We start from the raw sequence: 16179 nt of genomic DNA on the forward strand, positions 1-16179 counted from the left end.
TGGCCTGCCCGATCTGACTGGCCCAACCGAAATGTTAGGATCGACGGTTGGTTTGTAGCGGCGTTCATGCCGCCTTCAACCTATAAGGCGGCATGAAGGTCGCGGGCAAGATGGTTCTGGGCGCGGGTGGTTTATAGCCCAGCGATGAGTGCGGTCTTGCGGTGTTGTAGAACAGTCTCCAGTTCTCGATCAGGACCTGCGCCTCGCGCAGATCATAGAAGATTTCACGAGCGAGGAGTTCGTCTCGAAGTTTCGAGTTGAAGCTCTCACAGTATCCGTTCTCCCATGGTGATCCTGGCTCGATGTAGAGCGTCCTGACATCCAGTGCCTCCAGCCATTCACGCAAAGCGGTAGCAATAAACTCCGGCCCATTATCTGATCGGATGTGCTCCGGTGGCCCATGTTCAAGGAACAGCTCACCAAGCGTGTCGAGGACATCCCGAGAGTTCAGTCTTCGTTCGACGCGGATCGCCAGACACTCTCTCGTAAATTCATCTATGACGCAGAGCATGCGGAAAATCTTGCCATCATGCGTACGGTCCTGGACGAAGTCATATGACCAGACATGACCTTTGTGAGCGGGTCTCAGCCGAACGCATGATCCATCGTTCAGCCAGAGCCTGCCACGCTTGGGTTGTTTCTGCGGGACTTTAAGCCCTTCACGTCTCCAGATGCGATAGACGCGGCCTGTGCTGACAGACCAGCCAGCTTCACGAAGCAAGGCTGTAATACGGCGATAGCCATATCGTCCGAACCGCTCGGCCAGAGCGATGATAGCTGCTGTCAGTGCGCCTTCATCATACCGAGGTGTCTTCTCGCGTCTCTGTGTCGAGCGATGCTGGCCAACCACGCGGCAGGCTCGGCGCACGGAGACACCGAGCTCGTCCACCACATGATCGACCGCAACGCGTTTACGTGAAGGGCTTAGTACTTTCCCCGGACAACCTCCTGTAGGATTTGATTGTCGAGGGTGAGATCAGAAACAGCCCGCCGTAGTCGGGCATTCTCCTTCTCGATCTCCTTCATCCGCTTGGCCTGGCCAACACGCAGGCCGCCATACTCCTTACGCCAGCGGTAAAACGTCTGCTCGGTCACGCCGATCGCGCGCACAGCATGCGCTATCGTCTCGCCCTGGCTGAGGCGGACCTCCACCTCACGCAGCTTTGCAATGATCTCTTCAGGCTTGGCTCTCTTGCCCATGGTTCAACTCCATTTCAGAGCCGATCCTAACTCAAACTATGGGCCAGTTTTTCTGAGGCAGACCAAACACGACCTATTGGTGTGCCTCATGTCGGAAGAACGGCCAGAAATCAGACGGGCGAAAACCCATGCTAAAGAACGCCGACAGCATCTGCGTCAAAAGGGCCTGCGCCCAATCGAAGTTTGGCTGACTGAGGACCAGATCGCCGCCATCGATTATTTCGTGCAAGCTCAGGACAGCGCCAACCGGGTTGATGGGCTCGCTGATTGGGCGACCAGTATGCAGAAACATGTTCTCGCCGATCCAATGGTGACCGAGCTGACCAAGCGATATCAACTGCCGACTGTTTATCATGGCGTCGTGGTCGCACTCCAGTTTTTGAGGCATATCGCCGAAACCTACGACCTCACCGTTGAGGATGCGGCTGGACTTGAATGTTTCCAAATGCGCGCCGATGGTCGTGTGCGCGTTGCCGACCAGAACGCGGACGACGAAGACGAGCCGAGATTCAAGGTCAAATAGGTCTGCCCCTTAGGATTTGGCGCGCACGTTGCTTGCCGATCAAAAGATGAAACTTTATTTTTCTTTCCGCGCTGCCCATGGGTCATGCGTCTGATCGATCGCGATATCGGATCGCTCGTTTCTGGCGATCTTGAGATCTCCGCAGAGACGGCGAACGCCCTTCGGTCTGCCTATGCCGGAATAGCAAGCGACGAGGAGATGGCGCGCGCCATTGAAGCAGTCCGCAGCGCGCGAGAGAGCCATCAGTGGTTTGCGTGCGATTGCCGCGCAGATGAAAACATCTATCCGCTTATTGCACCCGCCTACCTAACATCGGCCAAGACTTATTATTTACGCCGACTGGTCGGGCCGAAACGACCGCTCCACGCCGTGAGCTGCCCGTTTTTCAGGGAACGCCCCGAACCGGGATTAGGTCGCGTCCGAGGGGCACCGTCATCAGCCAGGCCACCGGATGGGTTCTTTTCGGTCATAGATCACGAGGCTGCCAGGAAGGTTGCAGGTGGCAGCGATCAACTAAGGTCGATCACCTCAGTACGCCAATACACACCGCCGCCGCTTGCGCGCCAGCTTTGGCGTCTCATGAGATTGGCCCGTCTTAATCACCTGCCGCCGGTACAATCATCTGCGCCGCCGTCCATCTCCGCGGAATTCTCGCGATTGCGCGCGGCCGCTGAGAACGTCCTGGTTTCGAAAGGTGTTCCTCTTGCCCGGGTTCTGGGGACGCATCCGGAAGCGTATACCAGCAATCGGTTGTTCGCGCAGATCCGCCAGGTCCAAAGAGCGTCAAGCAACGAGGCACCACTGCAAGGGTTTCTGGCGCTGTTTGCCCGGTCTGCCTCACAGGAAACGATACATGGCGCGGAAGGGGCGGATATTCAGCTTGAAGGCGGGGTCGTAACCGCGCCGGGCATTAGCTTGCTGGATGATGGCCCCTTCCTGATCCTAGCGGTGATTGGGGATCGTGCCGGGCAGGGCGGTCTAGCCGCGCTGCGGGCGTATGCGCAGCCGATTTATAGTGCGACCCAATTCATGCCGGTAATGACGACGCTCGGCAGATCGCTTGTGAAATCCTTGAATTCCATACGATGGTCGCTGGCGAAGCGAAGGTCTGATTTGCGCATTTCGTTGGAGATGCCGCTATTTGCTCTAGAAACATCAGGCGGTCCTGTCCGCCCCGACATCATGATAGAGGTTTCTTCCACAATAACCGGAGAAGTGCGAACGACGTCTCTGTTTGTAGAGGCGCAATATGAGGATGCTTCTATCGCAGCGCATTTGCGTGATCGTGTTGGACGGGTTTTTTCCGTCCTTCCCGCTGATTTGGAGAACGAAGACGGGTTCAAGCGTCGCCTGACGAGCGCGCTTCTTTTTTGAACAGCCGCGCAAAGGCTGACACCTAGTATGATGCAGTTTGTTCCTTAGCAGCGTTCGGCGTTCAAAATCGTTGGTGGGTTTTATGGTGGGTGATTGCTCTGAGTTACCGTAAAAACACAATAATAACAAGAGTTTATGAGGGTGAAGTGGCTCCGCGAGTAGGACTCGAACCTACGACCGGGCGATTAACAGTCGCCTGCTCTACCAACTGAGCTATCGCGGATCACCTGCGAGACGGCTCCAATAGCAAACGAAGCGCCGGTGTCAAACGCCCGTGTGCATGCAGCTGACAAAAAACGGCGGGAGGTGAAACTCCCGCCGAGGCGTTGGGTGATGGTGGGTGTCTCCAAAGAAGACAATGCAATTTATCGGGCGGAATGGTTAATGCGGAGTAAACCGGTTTGGTGAACTTCGCGTACCGTATGCAAGCTTCTTGAATTGTCTGGAAAAAATCATTCTGGCCGGAAGCAGGCGCTGCGTAGCGGGATCCAGGACATGGCTTGCTCTGGAGGCCCCGGCCGCACAATGAAAGGCAATAATAACAACGTGGTAGCGTGGTCATTGCCCCCGTCATTACCCGCTTTTTTGAAATATTGTGTATGCTATTTCAGCTGGATGTCAGGCTCTTGGTCGTGAGTTGGCTCGAGCGTACCGGCAGGTAACGCCAATAGTGTTTCGACCACGTTCGGACTGAGGCCAAGATGGTTCAGCAGTTCATCGCGGTTCAGCGGGTCTTTTTCGAAGACCAGCTCAGAGATTCGGCGAAGCAAAAGCGGTTCTTCAAAGGGAATGCTATTGGGGCCGATATCGAGCGGCTCGGACGTTCTCCATTTTTTGTAAGAGATCTGCTTATATAAATTCACGCATTGATCTTCGTCGAACAAGCCGAGGTTCTTGCACCGAAAAATCATCGCTTGAATTGAGACTTTCCAGCGCTTCTTTAATTCCACAAATGCCGAGAGCCTTGGAGAGTACACTTCATTTGGAAATGAATTGCGAGGCAGCAAAAACGCTCCAGCAAAATAGTCGGCCTCTTGCTCGATCTCCTTGAGGCGAACTTTGTCCTCGATTTCATCTTGTGTAATCCACCGATGAAGTACGAGATGACCTAGCTCATGACATATGTCGAATCGCGCCCGAACCGCGCTTTCTTTGTCTGATGCCAAAAAGATAAATGGCCGGTCGCCGCTCCAGAACGAGAAAGCGCTGACGTTCTCGTTTGTCATCATGAGACGCGCGACGAAAACGCCATGCGCTTCGACCAGCCTCACGGTATTGGAGATGGGGCCTAAGCCAATTCCAAGGGCTCGTCTCGTTTCTTCTGCCAGAGATTCAAGTTCTTCGGCTGTGTATCTGTTGGGATCGTTGTGCTGGCCGGACGGTTCAAATCTCGGCAAGCTTACAGTTTGAAAACTCACAAACCGATCGAAAGCGAACGCCGTTTGCGCCAGCCAGCTTGCATACTGATCACTTGCCGCATTTCGGCGTTTCGTATCAGGGCCATGCTTCCTGAAGAAATTGGCGCTTCGTTTCCCGAATGTCTGTGGAGAGGAAGTGCTGAAGTACCTTAGCGGCTGATTGAGTGCATCAGCGATCGCCTTAAGGGTCTCAGGGTCCGGGTTCCGATCCCCATTCTCAAAGTACGAGATCGATTGTCTCTGGACGCCAACACGCCGAGCCAATTCGGTTTGGGTCATTCGGCACGCTACGCGCGCCTCGGTAATCCTCTCAGGAAACAAAAACCGCCCTGCTTGTTTGTCGAGGGCGGCTCCGGGGAACTTGATTATGTTCGATTTAGCTGTTCCCATTTTCCTTCCTCCATCGATCGATGTCCTCTTTCAGTTGGAAGACTGCGTCTAGCTCGGCATCATCCGGTCCTTCGGGCGCAGGTCCTTGAGGTTCGACTTCATGTGGAAGCTTAAATAGATTCTCTGTTCGATAGCTAAAGTCTTGGTCGCAGTCGGCTCTGGGAATGCCTAGATGGGCAAACTCTGGGTCGCGATAATCATGAAGAAGCAGAATGTGCGGCAAGCCGGTTATTTCCATGGGCTCGGTGACTCCATCCAGCAAGTCTAGCTGAGAGTTCACTTGCTTCTGCTGTTGTCTGAAAACCACCGTCCGCGGCTGTTTGGTTGGCGTCCGGGTCAAGCTTACGGTTACCACGGAGTGGCTGGGCCTGACGGCCAAAAACTTTCCCGTAGGCTTATCAAAGCTTTCCCAGCTGTAGTCGAAAGGAAGGACCCCTGTCTCGATAGCCTTCTCAATTCCCAGGTCCACACTCCACGATACGAGGCGCCCAAAGTTTTGCTTGGCGCTGCAAACCTGGAGAATCTGCTCTTCGTCAGCAAGTCGTCTCGCTGCTGAGTAGGCGGTGCGTAGGATCGTTGGAATCGCCTGACGGGCGCTGATCGGAAATTGGTCGTCAAGAAAGTGACGGGGATGAACATAAGGCACTGCGGCGGCCCTCGAATCGGTTGCGGGTCAAGTTATGCAACCAAATCCGATAATTCGTGCATTTTGTCAACCAGATTTGTTTTTCGTTTGTTCTAATGCCTCTGCCTGAAAGGAGTGGAAGCTGCGGGCTGTCAGTGTGGAGGCGGGCGTTACCCGCACCGTTACCTCGATATTACCCGCATGCGAAATTGTATCTCAAATCGCATGAGCGCCATTTTCCGTGAAAACGTGAAACTGAAATCGCGTCTATGCAATTACAATGGGGGAACGGGCGGGCGATTACCCTACGCGCAAATCTCGGACTTCGTGAAAGTTCCCGGTTCGAGTCCGGCTGGAGGCCCCGGCCGGAATCGAACCGGCGTACACGGATTTGCAATCCGCTGCGTCACCACTCCGCCACAGGGCCCGTGTCAGAAGCGAGGCGGAGAGATAGCAGCCGCTCTTTCAGCTTGCAATCGCATAAAGCGGCGTTTCGCACATCTGGCCACATTGCCAGTTGGCATAGGCTGGGATATGGGCAGGCTCTGGATGCCCAAACCAGCCGGCAATAGGGGAAGGCCAATGGATTTCGCGAAAATGCGGCAGATTATGGTGGATTCCCAGATCCGCCCGGATGACGTAACCGATCCCGAGATTGTCAGCGCGTTCCTGCATACGCCGCGCGAGGCTTTCGTGCCCAAGCCGGAACAGCCGGTGGCCTATTCCGAATATGAGATTCAGACCAGTGACGGGCGTGCGCTCTGGACGCCGCGCGACACCGCCAAGATGGTCAAGGCGCTCGATCCCCAGCCGAACGATTTCGCCCTCGTGATAGGTGCCGGTGCTGGCTATGAAACCGCCTTGCTGGCCCGGCTTGTCGAAACCGTCATTGCGCTGGAGGATGACGAAGCCTTGGTCGACGAGATGACACAACGATTCGCGTCACTCGGTGTCGATCGTGCCGTTGCTGTCCATGGCGACCTCAAGAAGGGACTGCCGGATCAGGGGCCTTTCGATATCATTCTCGTGCCGGGAATGATCGAGGAAGCGCCGGAAGCCTGGTTCAACCAGCTCGCCGAGGGCGGTCGGCTTGGCCTGGCCGTGCCGGTTGGCCGCGATCTCGGTCGCGCCCGCATCTTCACGCACTCAGGTGAGATCACCGCCTATCGTGATGCGTTCGATGCCTGTCCGCCGCGCATGCCCGGTTTCGAACAGAAGCCAAGCTTCACTTTCTGATAGCCTGCCAGGCTCATTCTCTCTGAACGCGATTCATAAAGTGAACACTGTTCACAATGATAATCCCTGTGCTAAGGGTGGGGCGTGAGGAGAGGGCGAGTGACATGAAGCTTCGCTGTTCAATTCGGATGGCCGCTCTTTCGGCCGCCTGCCTTGCTGGCCTGTCGGTCCCGGCTAGCGCGGAAACCCTGCAGGAAGCGCTTACGGCGGCCTGGCTCAACAATCCGGGCCTCGACCAGCAGCGTGATGCGGCGCGAATCGCACAGGAACGGATTACCGAAGCGCGCGCGCAGCGTCGGCCGACCGTCGATCTCTATTCGGGCTATGTCTACCAGTCGATCGATACCAACCGGCCATTCGCCTTCAATACAGGTGACTTCCCGGTTGCATCGGCGCAGCTGGAAACGCGCCTGCCACTTTACACAGGCGGGCGGATTGTCGCCGGGGTGCGGCAGGCCAGGGCCGGTGCGATGGCCGCGGATGCGCAGCTCGACAGTGCAGGGCAGGCGCTGCTGCTTGATACGCTGACGGCCTATGTAGATATTCTCCGCGACCGCGAAGTGATCCTGATCCGCCAGTCGAGCATCGAACTTCTGACCGGCCAGCTGACCCAGTCGCAGGACCGGTTCGAGGTTGGTGACGTGACGCGCACCGATGTCGCCCTCTCGGAGGCGCGGCTTGAAGGCGGGCGGGCACAGCTCGCCGCCGCCGAGGCACAGCTTGAAGGCAGTCTTGCGGTTTATGGATTTCTGACGGGACTTGAGGCCGGAGCGCTCTCGCCGGTGCCGCCGACACCCGCGCTTCCGGCAAGTTTCGAGGAGGCGCTGGAGATTGCGCTTCAGTCCAATCCGGACATCACATCGGCGCGCCATGCCGAAAAGGCCGCTGCCGAGGGGGTGGAGGTCGCACGGGGCGCGCTGCGGCCAGAGGTCTCGATCATCGCGCAGGCCGGGGTCGAGGAGTATCACACCGAAGGCTTCACGGACACGAGCGTCGTTGCCGGGGCGCAGGCGCGCATTCCGCTCTATGCGGGCGGGGCCAATAGTTCGGCGCTTCGTCAGGCGCGTCTGGAACGTAGCCAGGCCCAGTCGCAGCTCAGCCAGCTGCAGCGGGCCGTGCGCACGCAGGTCGCGCGGGCCTGGTATGCCCATCTCGCTGCAGAACGTGCTGTGGAAGCCTCGAAGCGCCAGGTCGATGCGGCAGAAATTGCCTATGAAGGGGCCCAGCAGGAATTGTCGGTCGGGACCCGCACAACGCTCGACGTTCTCGACCAGGAACAGCAGCTTCTCGAAGCACGCCTGTCCCTGGCGACATCGGAACGCGACCGGTACGTTGCGGCTCATCAACTGCTCGCGGCGATGGGCAAGCTGACACCCGAACGGCTGGGACTTTCTGTGTACTAGCTGCCTGCGAAGGTGCATTCGCGGTTCGAATCCGTCATAACACCTCATTAACCGACGCGGTGTAGCCCTTTTTAGGGACACTTGAATGGACACGTTCTGGAGCTGGGAATGGCCGAGAAAGCACAAGCAGAGCCGACGATGGAGGAAATCCTTGCCTCCATTCGAAAGATAATTTCGGACGAAGGTGAAGGCCCGCGGCCATCCAGTCCGGCATCTGCAAAAAAGGAAGAACCGAAAGTCTCGGTCAATGTTTCCGATGACGAGGACTTCGAGGAATTGTCGCTCGACGATGTCATCGAGCAGGCCGGCGTTTCGCAAGAGGATACCGCTGGTGACACGTCGCTCGATGCGATTGCCGACGGTGCTGACGACGATCTTCTGAACGATGTCGACGAATCCATGTTCGACGACCTGTCGCTTGATGAGGCGGCGACGCCGTCGGACACGCCTTCCGACCCGCTTGAAGGCGTCGACGACCTGTCGCTCGAAGATGTCACGCTCGACGATGAAGAGCCGGTCTTCGCACGCGCTGACGAACCCGCCGAAGCCTTCGGCGGGGACGAAGACCAGTCGGATGAGGAATGGGAAGACGAGTGGGGCCGTGATATACCGGCAACCGACGAGGCACCGGCGGTAGAGCCCGCGGTGTCGCAGGAGCCCGTTCGCGAGGAAACAACGATGTTGAGAGGCAAGACTGAAGCGGAGGCGCCTTCGGCAACGGCTGGCGCCGGCCTGACCGATGAGCGGATTGCGGGCGCAGCGGCAAGCGCGCTTGGCAAGCTGATGGTCAAACAGTCGCAGGAAGCCGGCAATCCGAACCCGAATACGCTTGAAGGCCTGATGATGGAATTGCTTCGTCCGATGATCAAGGAATGGCTCGACGCCAACCTTCCGGCGATTGTCGAGCGCAAGGTCGAAGAGGAAGTACAGCGCATCGCCCGCATGGCGCGCTAGACCCTCGTTCAGACATTGATATAGAGACGAGGCGCGCCCGAAATGGCGCGCCTTTTGTTTGTGTTTTTGACGTGATGATGGACTGACCCCGACATGCTCGACCAACGCTTCGACCCGCAAGGCGCAGAACAGCGCATCTACCAGCGCTGGGAGGAGGAAGGCTGCTTCCGTCCTTCAGGCGATACGAGCGCCGAGGCCTATTCCATCGTCATCCCGCCGCCGAACGTCACCGGCGTGCTGCACATGGGCCATGCGCTCAACAATACGCTGCAGGACATCCTCGTCCGGTTCGAGCGCATGCGCGGCAAGAATGTCCGCTGGCAGCCGGGTACCGACCATGCGGGTATTGCCACGCAGATGGTCGTCGAACGCCAGCTTGCCCAGGATGGCGGGAATGAGAGCCGGGCCTCGCTGGGCCGCGAAAAGTTCGTTGATCGCGTCTGGGACTGGAAAGAGCAGTCCGGCGGCCAGATCATCAACCAGCTGAAGCGCCTCGGCGCATCCTGCGATTGGGAGAATGAGCGTTTCACCATGGGCGACCGGCATGATCCGGACGACCAGATGCAGGAAGCGGTCCGCAAGGTTTTCGTCGACCTCTACAATGAGGGGCTGATCTATCGCGACAAGCGGCTGGTGAACTGGGATCCGCATTTCCAGACCGCCATTTCCGACCTCGAAGTCGAGAGCCGCGATGTCAAAGGCCATATGTGGCACTTCAAATACCCGCTCGCGGGCGGCGAGACCTACACCTATGTCGAGAAGGATGAGGACGGGAACGTCACGCTCGAGGAAGAGCGCGACTATATCTCCATCGCCACGACCCGGCCCGAGACCATGCTCGGCGATGGCGCGGTTGCCGTTCACCCGGACGATGAGCGCTATGCCCCGATCGTTGGCAAGCTCTGCGAAATCCCGGTCGGCCCGAAAGAACATCGCCGCCTGATCCCGATCATCACCGATGAGTATCCGAATCCGGAGTTCGGTTCTGGCGCGGTGAAGATCACCGGGGCGCATGATGAGAACGACTATGGCGTCGCCCAGCGCAACAACATCCCGATGTACCGCCTGATGGATGACCAGGCCCGTATGCGCACCGACGGCCCATCCTACGAAGAGAGCGCAAAAGCGGCGCAGGCAATCGCTGGCGGCAAGGCGGCAACGGCGGCTGAAGTCGACGCGCTGAACCTCGTACCGGAAGCCTATCGCGGGCTCGACCGCTATGAGGCCCGCAAGCAGGTCATCGCCGATATCGATGCCGACGGCCTGATGATCGAGGTCGAGGACAAGCTCATCACCCAGCCTTTCGGCGACCGTTCCGGCGTTGTCATCGAGCCGATGCTGACAGACCAGTGGTTCGTGAACGCCGCGGAGCTTGCCAAGCCGGCCATCGAGGCGGTGCGCACAGGCAAGACGAAATTCGTGCCGGAAAACTGGACCAAGACCTATTACAACTGGATGGACAACATCCAGCCCTGGTGCGTCTCGCGGCAACTGTGGTGGGGGCATCGCATTCCGGCTTGGTTCGGACCGGACGGAAAGATTTTCGTTGCCCATGACGAAGCCGCCGCTGTGGCCATGGCCGAAACGCATTACGGCGAACCGACAGAGCTTACCCAGGACGAAGACGTCCTCGACACCTGGTTCTCATCCGCCCTCTGGCCGTTCTCGACGCAGGGCTGGCCGGAAGAGACCGAGGCGCTGAAGCAATACTACCCGACCAGCGTGCTGATCACCGCGCATGACATCATCTTCTTCTGGGTCGCCCGGATGATGATGATGGGCATCCATTTCATGGGCGAGATCCCGTTCCATGACGTCTACATCCACGCCCTCGTCCTCGACGAGAAGGGCCAGAAGATGTCGAAGTCCAAGGGTAATGCCATGGACCCGCTGGAACTGGTCGACGAATACGGCGCCGATGCGCTGCGCTTCACCTTTGCCCGTCTCGCCGCGCAGGGCCGCAATATCCGCCTCGCCAAGCAATCGGTCGAGGGCTTCCGCAACTTCACCACCAAGCTCTGGAACGCGACGCGTTTTGCGGAGATGAACAGCTGCGAATTCGGCCATGAGCTGAAGCCCGGCGACCTGAAGCTGCCGCTCAACCGCTGGATCGCTGCTGAACTCGCCAAGGCTGAAGCAGCCGTCACCGCGAGCCTCGAAGCCTACAAGTTCAACGAGGCCGCCGACGCGCTCTACCAGTTCATCTGGAACGTGCTCTGCGACTGGTATATCGAGCTGATCAAGCCGGTCATGAATGGCGAGGACGAGGCCGCCAAGACCGAGACACGCAAGGCCTGCGGCTGGGTCATCGACCAGACGCTGAAGCTGCTTCACCCCTTCACGCCCTTCGTGACCGAAGCCCTCTGGGAGCAGACCGAGGACGCTGAGCGCAAGCGCCCCGGCTTCCTAATGCTGCAGGACTGGCCGCGCTATGGCGATGCCTGGGCCGATGCAGAGGCCGAAGCCGAGATGGCCTGGGTGCTCGACACGGTGTCGGAGATCCGCTCCACGCGGTCTGTGCTCAATGTGCCGGCCGGCGCGCAGATTTCTGCCTCGCTGATCGATGCGTCCGACAAGGTGAAGGGCTGGGCAGCGGCCAATGAAGTGCCCATCAGGCAGCTTGCGCGCCTTGGCAGCTTTGCCATCGCCGACGTAAAGCCCGCCCGTTCCGTCACCATTGCGTCGGGCGAGGATTCCATCGCGCTGGAAGTGGAGGAATTCATTACGCCGGCTGACGAGATCGCCCGCCTCGACAAGGAAATCGCGAAGCTCGAAAAGGACATCACGGGGACTGAGAAGAAGCTCTCGAACGAGAACTTCGTGGCCAAGGCCCCGCCCGAGATCGTCGAGGAGAATCGCGAGCGTATCCGCGAATGGACGGCCACGCTTGCAAAGCTGTCCTCGGCACGCGAACAGTTGAAGGACATTAGCTAGAATCGAGGAGGTTGCGCTGGCGGTCTGGTTGTTCCTTGCCCTCACCATCTTTCTTCTTGGAGATGCTGTCCTCCTCTTCTGGCTGTGGCGAACAGGCCGGATCGGGCGCCCCGGGAAGCGTGGCTGGCCAGACAAGGAAGGATGAGAATGCGCAGACTGTTGATCACCATCGCCGCGCTGGCCGCAGTTGCATGCACCACGACAGCCCGGTCGGCCGGGGAGACTGGGATGGCTGAAAGCACGCGTCTGGACTGGCGCATCGTTATTCACGGCGGGGCAGGGGTGCTGCTTCGCCAGAGCATGTCCGCCGACAAGGAAGCGGCGTATCGCGCCGGGCTTGAAGCTTCGCTGGCCGCGGGTGCGGACGTCCTGAGTGCTGGCGGCAGCGCGGTGGATGCGGTCCAGGCGGCGGTCATCGTCATGGAAGATGACGAGCTGTTCAATGCTGGCAAGGGCGCGGTGATGACAGCGGCCTATGAGCATGAACTCGACGCCTCCATCATGGATGGCCGTGACCGTAATGCCGGTGCCGTGGCGGGTGTGAAGCGCGTGAAGAATCCGATCCTCGCCGCCCGTGCCGTCATGGACCAGTCCGAACATGTCATGTTCGCAGGCGAGGGCGCCGATGCGTTCGCCGAGTCGGTCGGCCTCGACATGGTCGAGAATTCATACTTCACCACTGAGCGCCGCCTGAAGGCGCTGGAGCGGGTGCTGGAGACGCAAAGCCGCACAGATGCAGACCGGCATGGTACCGTCGGCGCAGTCGCGATTGACAAGGATGGCAACATCGCTGCCGCCACGACAACCGGTGGCATGACAGCCAAGGCACCCGGCCGGATCGGCGACTCGCCCCTGATCGGCGCAGCGACCTATGCCCAGAACGGCGTCTGCGCTGTCTCCGCGACCGGTCATGGTGAGTATTTCATCCGCGTTGGTGTCGCCAAGACGATCTGCACCCGGGTCGAGCTCGCCGGCGACAGCATCAATGCGGCCGCACAGAATGCGCTCGACCAGGTCGCAGACCTCGGCGGAGATGGCGGCGTGATCGTCATGGGCGCCGATGGGCAGTATGCCTATGTCTTCAACTCACAAGGCATGTATCGCGGCATGGCCGATTCCACCGGCGCGCTGGAGACGGCGATCTTTGAGGTGGCAGAGTGAAAGGCAGCCATGGCGAATGAGACCTCGACCTTGGGCCTCACCGTTCGAGACGCCGGTACGTCTGACCTGGACGCGCTTGTGGCCCTTTCGCGCAAGACCTTCACCGACAAGTTCGGCCACCTCTATCGCGCCGAGGACCTCGCCAGCTTTCTGGAGGCGGAGCATGGGCGCGAGGTCTACGAGACAGCGCTCGCGACGCCCGGCAGCCTTCTGCGCGTTGCAGAGACCGGCGCTGGCGCTCTGGGGGCCTACCTCGCCTGTGGCAAGCTGACCCTGCCGGCAAACGATGCGCCGCCCGGATGCGTGGAGCTGAAACGTCTCTATGTGGATGTCCCGCTCCAGGGTAGGGGGCTCGGCACGCGCTTCATAGAAGAGGCGCTGGACTGGGCCCGCAAGCAGGGCGCGCCGGCGATCTATCTGAGCGTCTTTTCGGAGAACTACGGTGCCCAGCGCCTCTATGAGCGGTTCGGTTTTGAGAAGATTGACGAATTCTGGTTTCCGGTCGGCGAGCATCGCGACCTCGAATTCCTGATGCGCCTGAATTTGGAAGATTATTCCAAGAAATAGACCGCGAATCTGGAATCATACCGAAAATGTACTGTTTTAAGACTCCCGGAACGGTGGATAGGGGCAGGATATTTCTCAGGCTTTCCGCTGGAAAATTGCGGAAAACGGGTAGCGCCGCCGAGCTCCCAGCCTTATGGAAACAATCCAAAGGAAGCATAGTTGAAAGAGCCGTGAAATGAGCAAGACCTGGGACAAGTCACGCCTGCCGTCGCGCCATGTAACCGAAGGCCCCTCGCGCGCCCCGCAGCGTAGCTATTATTACGCAATGGGCCTGTCGACAAAGGACATTCAGAAGCCATTTGTCGGCGTTGCTTCATGCTGGAACGAGGCAGCCCCCTGCAACACCGCGCTGATGCGTCAGGCGCACGCCGTCTCCGAGGGCGTCAAGGAAGGCGACGGCACGCCGCGGGAGTTCTGCACGATCACCGTTACCGACGGCATCGCCATGGGCCATGAGGGCATGCGCTCCTCGCTGGTTTCCCGCGAGGTGATCGCCGATTCCGTCGAGCTCACCATGCGTGGCCATTCCTATGATGCGCTTGTGGGTATTGCGGGTTGCGACAAGTCGCTGCCGGGCATGATGATGGCCATGCTGCGCCTGAACGTCCCCTCCGTTTTCCTCTATGGCGGCTCCATCCTGCCGGGCCGGTTCGAGGGCCGGGACGTGACCGTCATGGACGTGTTCGAGGCGGTTGGCGCGCATGCCGCCGGTGACAACCAGATGTCCGACGAGAAGCTGCATGCCCTGGAAAAGCTGGCCTGTCCGGGCGACGGCGCCTGCGGGGGCCAATTCACCGCAAATACAATGGCTTGCGTCTCCGAAGCGATCGGCCTTGCGCTGCCGCTTTCCTCGGCCCTTCCTGCGCCCTATGCCAATCGCGACGAGTATGCCGTCGAGTCCGGCAAGGCGGTCATGCGGCTGATAGAGTCGGGCTTGCGTCCACGCGATATCTGCACGCGCGAAGCGTTTGAAAACGCAGCCATTGTTGTTGCCGCCACGGGTGGCTCGACCAATGCAGCGCTGCACCTGCCAGCGATGGCGAATGAGTGCGGCGTGAAATTCGAACTGAAAGACGTCGCCGAGATATTCCAGAAGACGCCATACATCGCATCGCTCAAGCCCGGCGGAGAGTATGTCGCCAAGGATTTCGGCGAAGCGGGCGGTGTCCCCATGCTGATGAAAACCCTTCACGAAGAAGGCCTTATCCATGGTGACTGCATCACGGTGACCGGCAAGACCTGGGCGGAAAACCTAAAGGATGTGATCTGGAATCCGGAGCAGAAGGTCATCTACCCAGCCAGCAAACCGATCACCAAAACAGGCGGTGTCGTTGGTCTCTGGGGCTCACTCGCGCCAGATGGCGCCATTGTGAAAGTGGCGGGCCTGCATAATCTCAAATTCCGCGGTCCCGCGCGGGTGTTTGACGGTGAAGCTGCCTGTTTCGAGGCGGTCGAAAAGCGGCAGTACAAGGAAGGCGACGTGCTGGTCATCCGCTACGAAGGGTCCAAGGGCGGGCCTGGCATGCGCGAAATGCTTTCAACTACCGCTGCCCTCTATGGACAGGGGATGGGCGACAAGGTCGCGCTGATCACTGACGGTCGTTTTTCCGGTGCGACCCGCGGTTTCTGCATTGGTCACGTCGGCCCGGAAGCGCAGGAAGGTGGCCCGATTGGCCTGGTGAAGGACGGCGATATGATCTCGATCGATGCTGAAAACGGTACGATCGATCTCGAGGTCTCCGAAGCTGAGCTGGAGCAGCGCCGCAAGGCGTGGTCGCCCAAGGAAACCCGTTATGGTTCAGGCGCCCTCGCCAAGTTCGCCAAGCTGGTTGGCCCGGCGCACAAGGGAGCAGTGACGCACGAAGGCTATGCAGCCGAGCGCCACGTCTATGCAGACATCTGAATCTGACTTGAGGTGATCGCAGAATGGCCCGATCAAGGCCAGACTGTGGTGACCTTGTTCAGCAAGGCTTCACCTGTGTCTAGATAGATTAAGCGCATGATGAGACCTGTAATCACTTCTGCACTTTTCGCGTCGCTGGCCATATCCGCGTTGATGATGCCTGCATCAGCCCAGTCCACGGTTGCGCGGGCCTCATGTCATTCGCAGGCGCAGTCGATCAAGGCCGGCCAAAAGGAAGCCAAGGCCCTTCAGGCCGAGCGCTCGGCGCTGCTTGAACAAGTCGAAGCGGCTGGTGACGAATGGGAGGCGGCCGAGAGTACACGCCTGTTCGGTGACGCAGAGGTCGCCAAGGCAGATGCCGCAAAGCAGGAATATGAGGCTCTGAAAGCTGAGCTCATGAAGATCGATGAAGACCTTCAGGCACAAGTGGCCGAACTGAATTCTGCCGTCACCGACTACAATAATCGCTGCGCGACAAAGAAGGGCTAGGG

At 59.0% G+C, this 16179-nt stretch carries 13 protein-coding genes and 2 tRNA genes; 10 read left to right on the plus strand and 5 right to left on the minus strand.

The window, feature by feature from the left end; translation table 11 throughout:
* Window positions 1–64: 64 nt before the first annotated feature.
* A protein-coding gene (locus D1227_RS17225) for an IS3 family transposase (protein WP_119405571.1) occupies window positions 65–1200 on the minus strand; the annotation gives its coding sequence in 2 pieces (ribosomal slippage) (window positions 65–930 and window positions 930–1200; 1137 coding nt in all).
* Between the two features lie 88 nt (window positions 1201–1288).
* Here D1227_RS17225 and D1227_RS17230 point away from each other — a divergent pair.
* Both D1227_RS17230 and D1227_RS19855 read left to right on the plus strand, forming a co-directional pair.
* A complete protein-coding gene (locus D1227_RS17230) occupies window positions 1289–1723 on the plus strand; it encodes an antitoxin MazE-like protein (RefSeq protein WP_035552414.1) in 435 nt (144 codons plus the stop codon).
* Window positions 1724–1807: 84 nt separating this feature from the next.
* Window positions 1808–3097: a hypothetical protein gene (locus D1227_RS19855; RefSeq protein WP_147373348.1), complete on the plus strand. Its 1290-nt coding sequence runs from the start codon at window positions 1808–1810 to the stop codon at window positions 3095–3097.
* A 147-nt stretch (window positions 3098–3244) separates the two neighbouring features.
* Here the strand turns inward: D1227_RS19855 and D1227_RS17245 are convergent.
* The 4 genes from D1227_RS17245 to D1227_RS17260 all read right to left on the minus strand — a co-directional run bounded on the left by D1227_RS17245 (window position 3245) and on the right by D1227_RS17260 (window position 5957).
* Window positions 3245–3320: transfer RNA gene (locus D1227_RS17245), tRNA-Asn, on the minus strand.
* A 379-nt stretch (window positions 3321–3699) separates the two neighbouring features.
* Window positions 3700–4905 carry a helix-turn-helix domain-containing protein gene (locus D1227_RS17250; protein ID WP_119405573.1) on the minus strand — a complete coding sequence of 402 codons (1206 nt, stop codon included), beginning with the start codon at window positions 4903–4905 and terminating at the stop codon, window positions 3700–3702.
* Window positions 4892–5551, minus strand: coding sequence for a hypothetical protein (locus D1227_RS17255; RefSeq protein ID WP_119405574.1), 660 nt, complete (start codon window positions 5549–5551; stop codon window positions 4892–4894). Before D1227_RS17255 ends, D1227_RS17250 begins: the two co-directional genes overlap by 14 nt.
* A gap of 332 nt (window positions 5552–5883) precedes the next feature.
* A tRNA-Cys gene (locus D1227_RS17260) sits at window positions 5884–5957 on the minus strand.
* 155 nt (window positions 5958–6112) lie between these two features.
* Here D1227_RS17260 and D1227_RS17265 point away from each other — a divergent pair.
* From D1227_RS17265 to D1227_RS17300, 8 genes are all read left to right on the plus strand, one after another.
* Complete coding sequence (locus tag D1227_RS17265) at window positions 6113–6766, plus strand: protein-L-isoaspartate O-methyltransferase family protein (RefSeq protein ID WP_119405575.1); 654 nt, start codon at window positions 6113–6115, stop codon at window positions 6764–6766.
* A 104-nt stretch (window positions 6767–6870) separates the two neighbouring features.
* Window positions 6871–8169 carry a TolC family outer membrane protein gene (locus D1227_RS17270; RefSeq protein WP_158586710.1) on the plus strand — a complete coding sequence of 433 codons (1299 nt, stop codon included), beginning with the start codon at window positions 6871–6873 and terminating at the stop codon, window positions 8167–8169.
* Window positions 8170–8277: 108 nt separating this feature from the next.
* A complete protein-coding gene (locus D1227_RS20425; protein WP_325048758.1) occupies window positions 8278–9123 on the plus strand; it encodes a DUF2497 domain-containing protein in 846 nt (281 codons plus the stop codon).
* A 93-nt stretch (window positions 9124–9216) separates the two neighbouring features.
* Entirely contained in the window at window positions 9217–12057 is a 2841-nt protein-coding gene (locus D1227_RS17280) for a valine--tRNA ligase (RefSeq protein ID WP_119405577.1), read from the plus strand.
* 147 nt (window positions 12058–12204) lie between these two features.
* Window positions 12205–13218, plus strand: coding sequence for an isoaspartyl peptidase/L-asparaginase family protein (locus tag D1227_RS17285; RefSeq protein WP_119405578.1), 1014 nt, complete (start codon window positions 12205–12207; stop codon window positions 13216–13218).
* A 9-nt stretch (window positions 13219–13227) separates the two neighbouring features.
* The gene (locus D1227_RS17290) at window positions 13228–13785 is read left to right on the plus strand and encodes a GNAT family N-acetyltransferase (RefSeq protein ID WP_119405579.1); all 558 of its coding nucleotides are present in this window, start codon (window positions 13228–13230) and stop codon (window positions 13783–13785) included.
* Window positions 13786–13960: 175 nt separating this feature from the next.
* Window positions 13961–15688, plus strand: a complete 1728-nt coding sequence (gene ilvD / locus D1227_RS17295) for a dihydroxy-acid dehydratase (protein ID WP_119405580.1) — start codon at window positions 13961–13963, stop codon at window positions 15686–15688.
* 96 nt (window positions 15689–15784) lie between these two features.
* Window positions 15785–16177, plus strand: a complete 393-nt coding sequence (locus D1227_RS17300) for a hypothetical protein (protein WP_119405581.1) — start codon at window positions 15785–15787, stop codon at window positions 16175–16177.
* Window positions 16178–16179 lie beyond the last annotated feature (2 nt).

This window comes from Henriciella mobilis (assembly GCF_003576315.1).
Taxonomy (GTDB): Bacteria; Pseudomonadota; Alphaproteobacteria; order Caulobacterales; family Hyphomonadaceae; genus Henriciella; species Henriciella mobilis.

Bases quoted from the DNA above. Each gene is read 5' to 3' on its own strand.
- D1227_RS17230 (WP_035552414.1), top strand. From the start codon at position 1,289: ATGTCGGAAGAACGGCCAGAAATCAGACGGGCGAAAACCCATGCTAAA.
- D1227_RS19855 (WP_147373348.1), top strand. From the start codon at position 1,808: ATGCGTCTGATCGATCGCGATATCGGATCGCTCGTTTCTGGCGATCTT.
- D1227_RS17250 (WP_119405573.1), bottom strand. From the start codon at position 4,905: ATGGGAACAGCTAAATCGAACATAATCAAGTTCCCCGGAGCCGCCCTC.
- D1227_RS17265 (WP_119405575.1), top strand. From the start codon at position 6,113: ATGGATTTCGCGAAAATGCGGCAGATTATGGTGGATTCCCAGATCCGC.
- D1227_RS17270 (WP_158586710.1), top strand. From the start codon at position 6,871: ATGAAGCTTCGCTGTTCAATTCGGATGGCCGCTCTTTCGGCCGCCTGC.
- D1227_RS20425 (WP_325048758.1), top strand. From the start codon at position 8,278: ATGGCCGAGAAAGCACAAGCAGAGCCGACGATGGAGGAAATCCTTGCC.
- D1227_RS17280 (WP_119405577.1), top strand. From the start codon at position 9,217: ATGCTCGACCAACGCTTCGACCCGCAAGGCGCAGAACAGCGCATCTAC.
- D1227_RS17285 (WP_119405578.1), top strand. From the start codon at position 12,205: ATGCGCAGACTGTTGATCACCATCGCCGCGCTGGCCGCAGTTGCATGC.
- D1227_RS17290 (WP_119405579.1), top strand. From the start codon at position 13,228: ATGGCGAATGAGACCTCGACCTTGGGCCTCACCGTTCGAGACGCCGGT.
- ilvD (WP_119405580.1), top strand. From the start codon at position 13,961: ATGAGCAAGACCTGGGACAAGTCACGCCTGCCGTCGCGCCATGTAACC.
- D1227_RS17300 (WP_119405581.1), top strand. From the start codon at position 15,785: ATGATGAGACCTGTAATCACTTCTGCACTTTTCGCGTCGCTGGCCATA.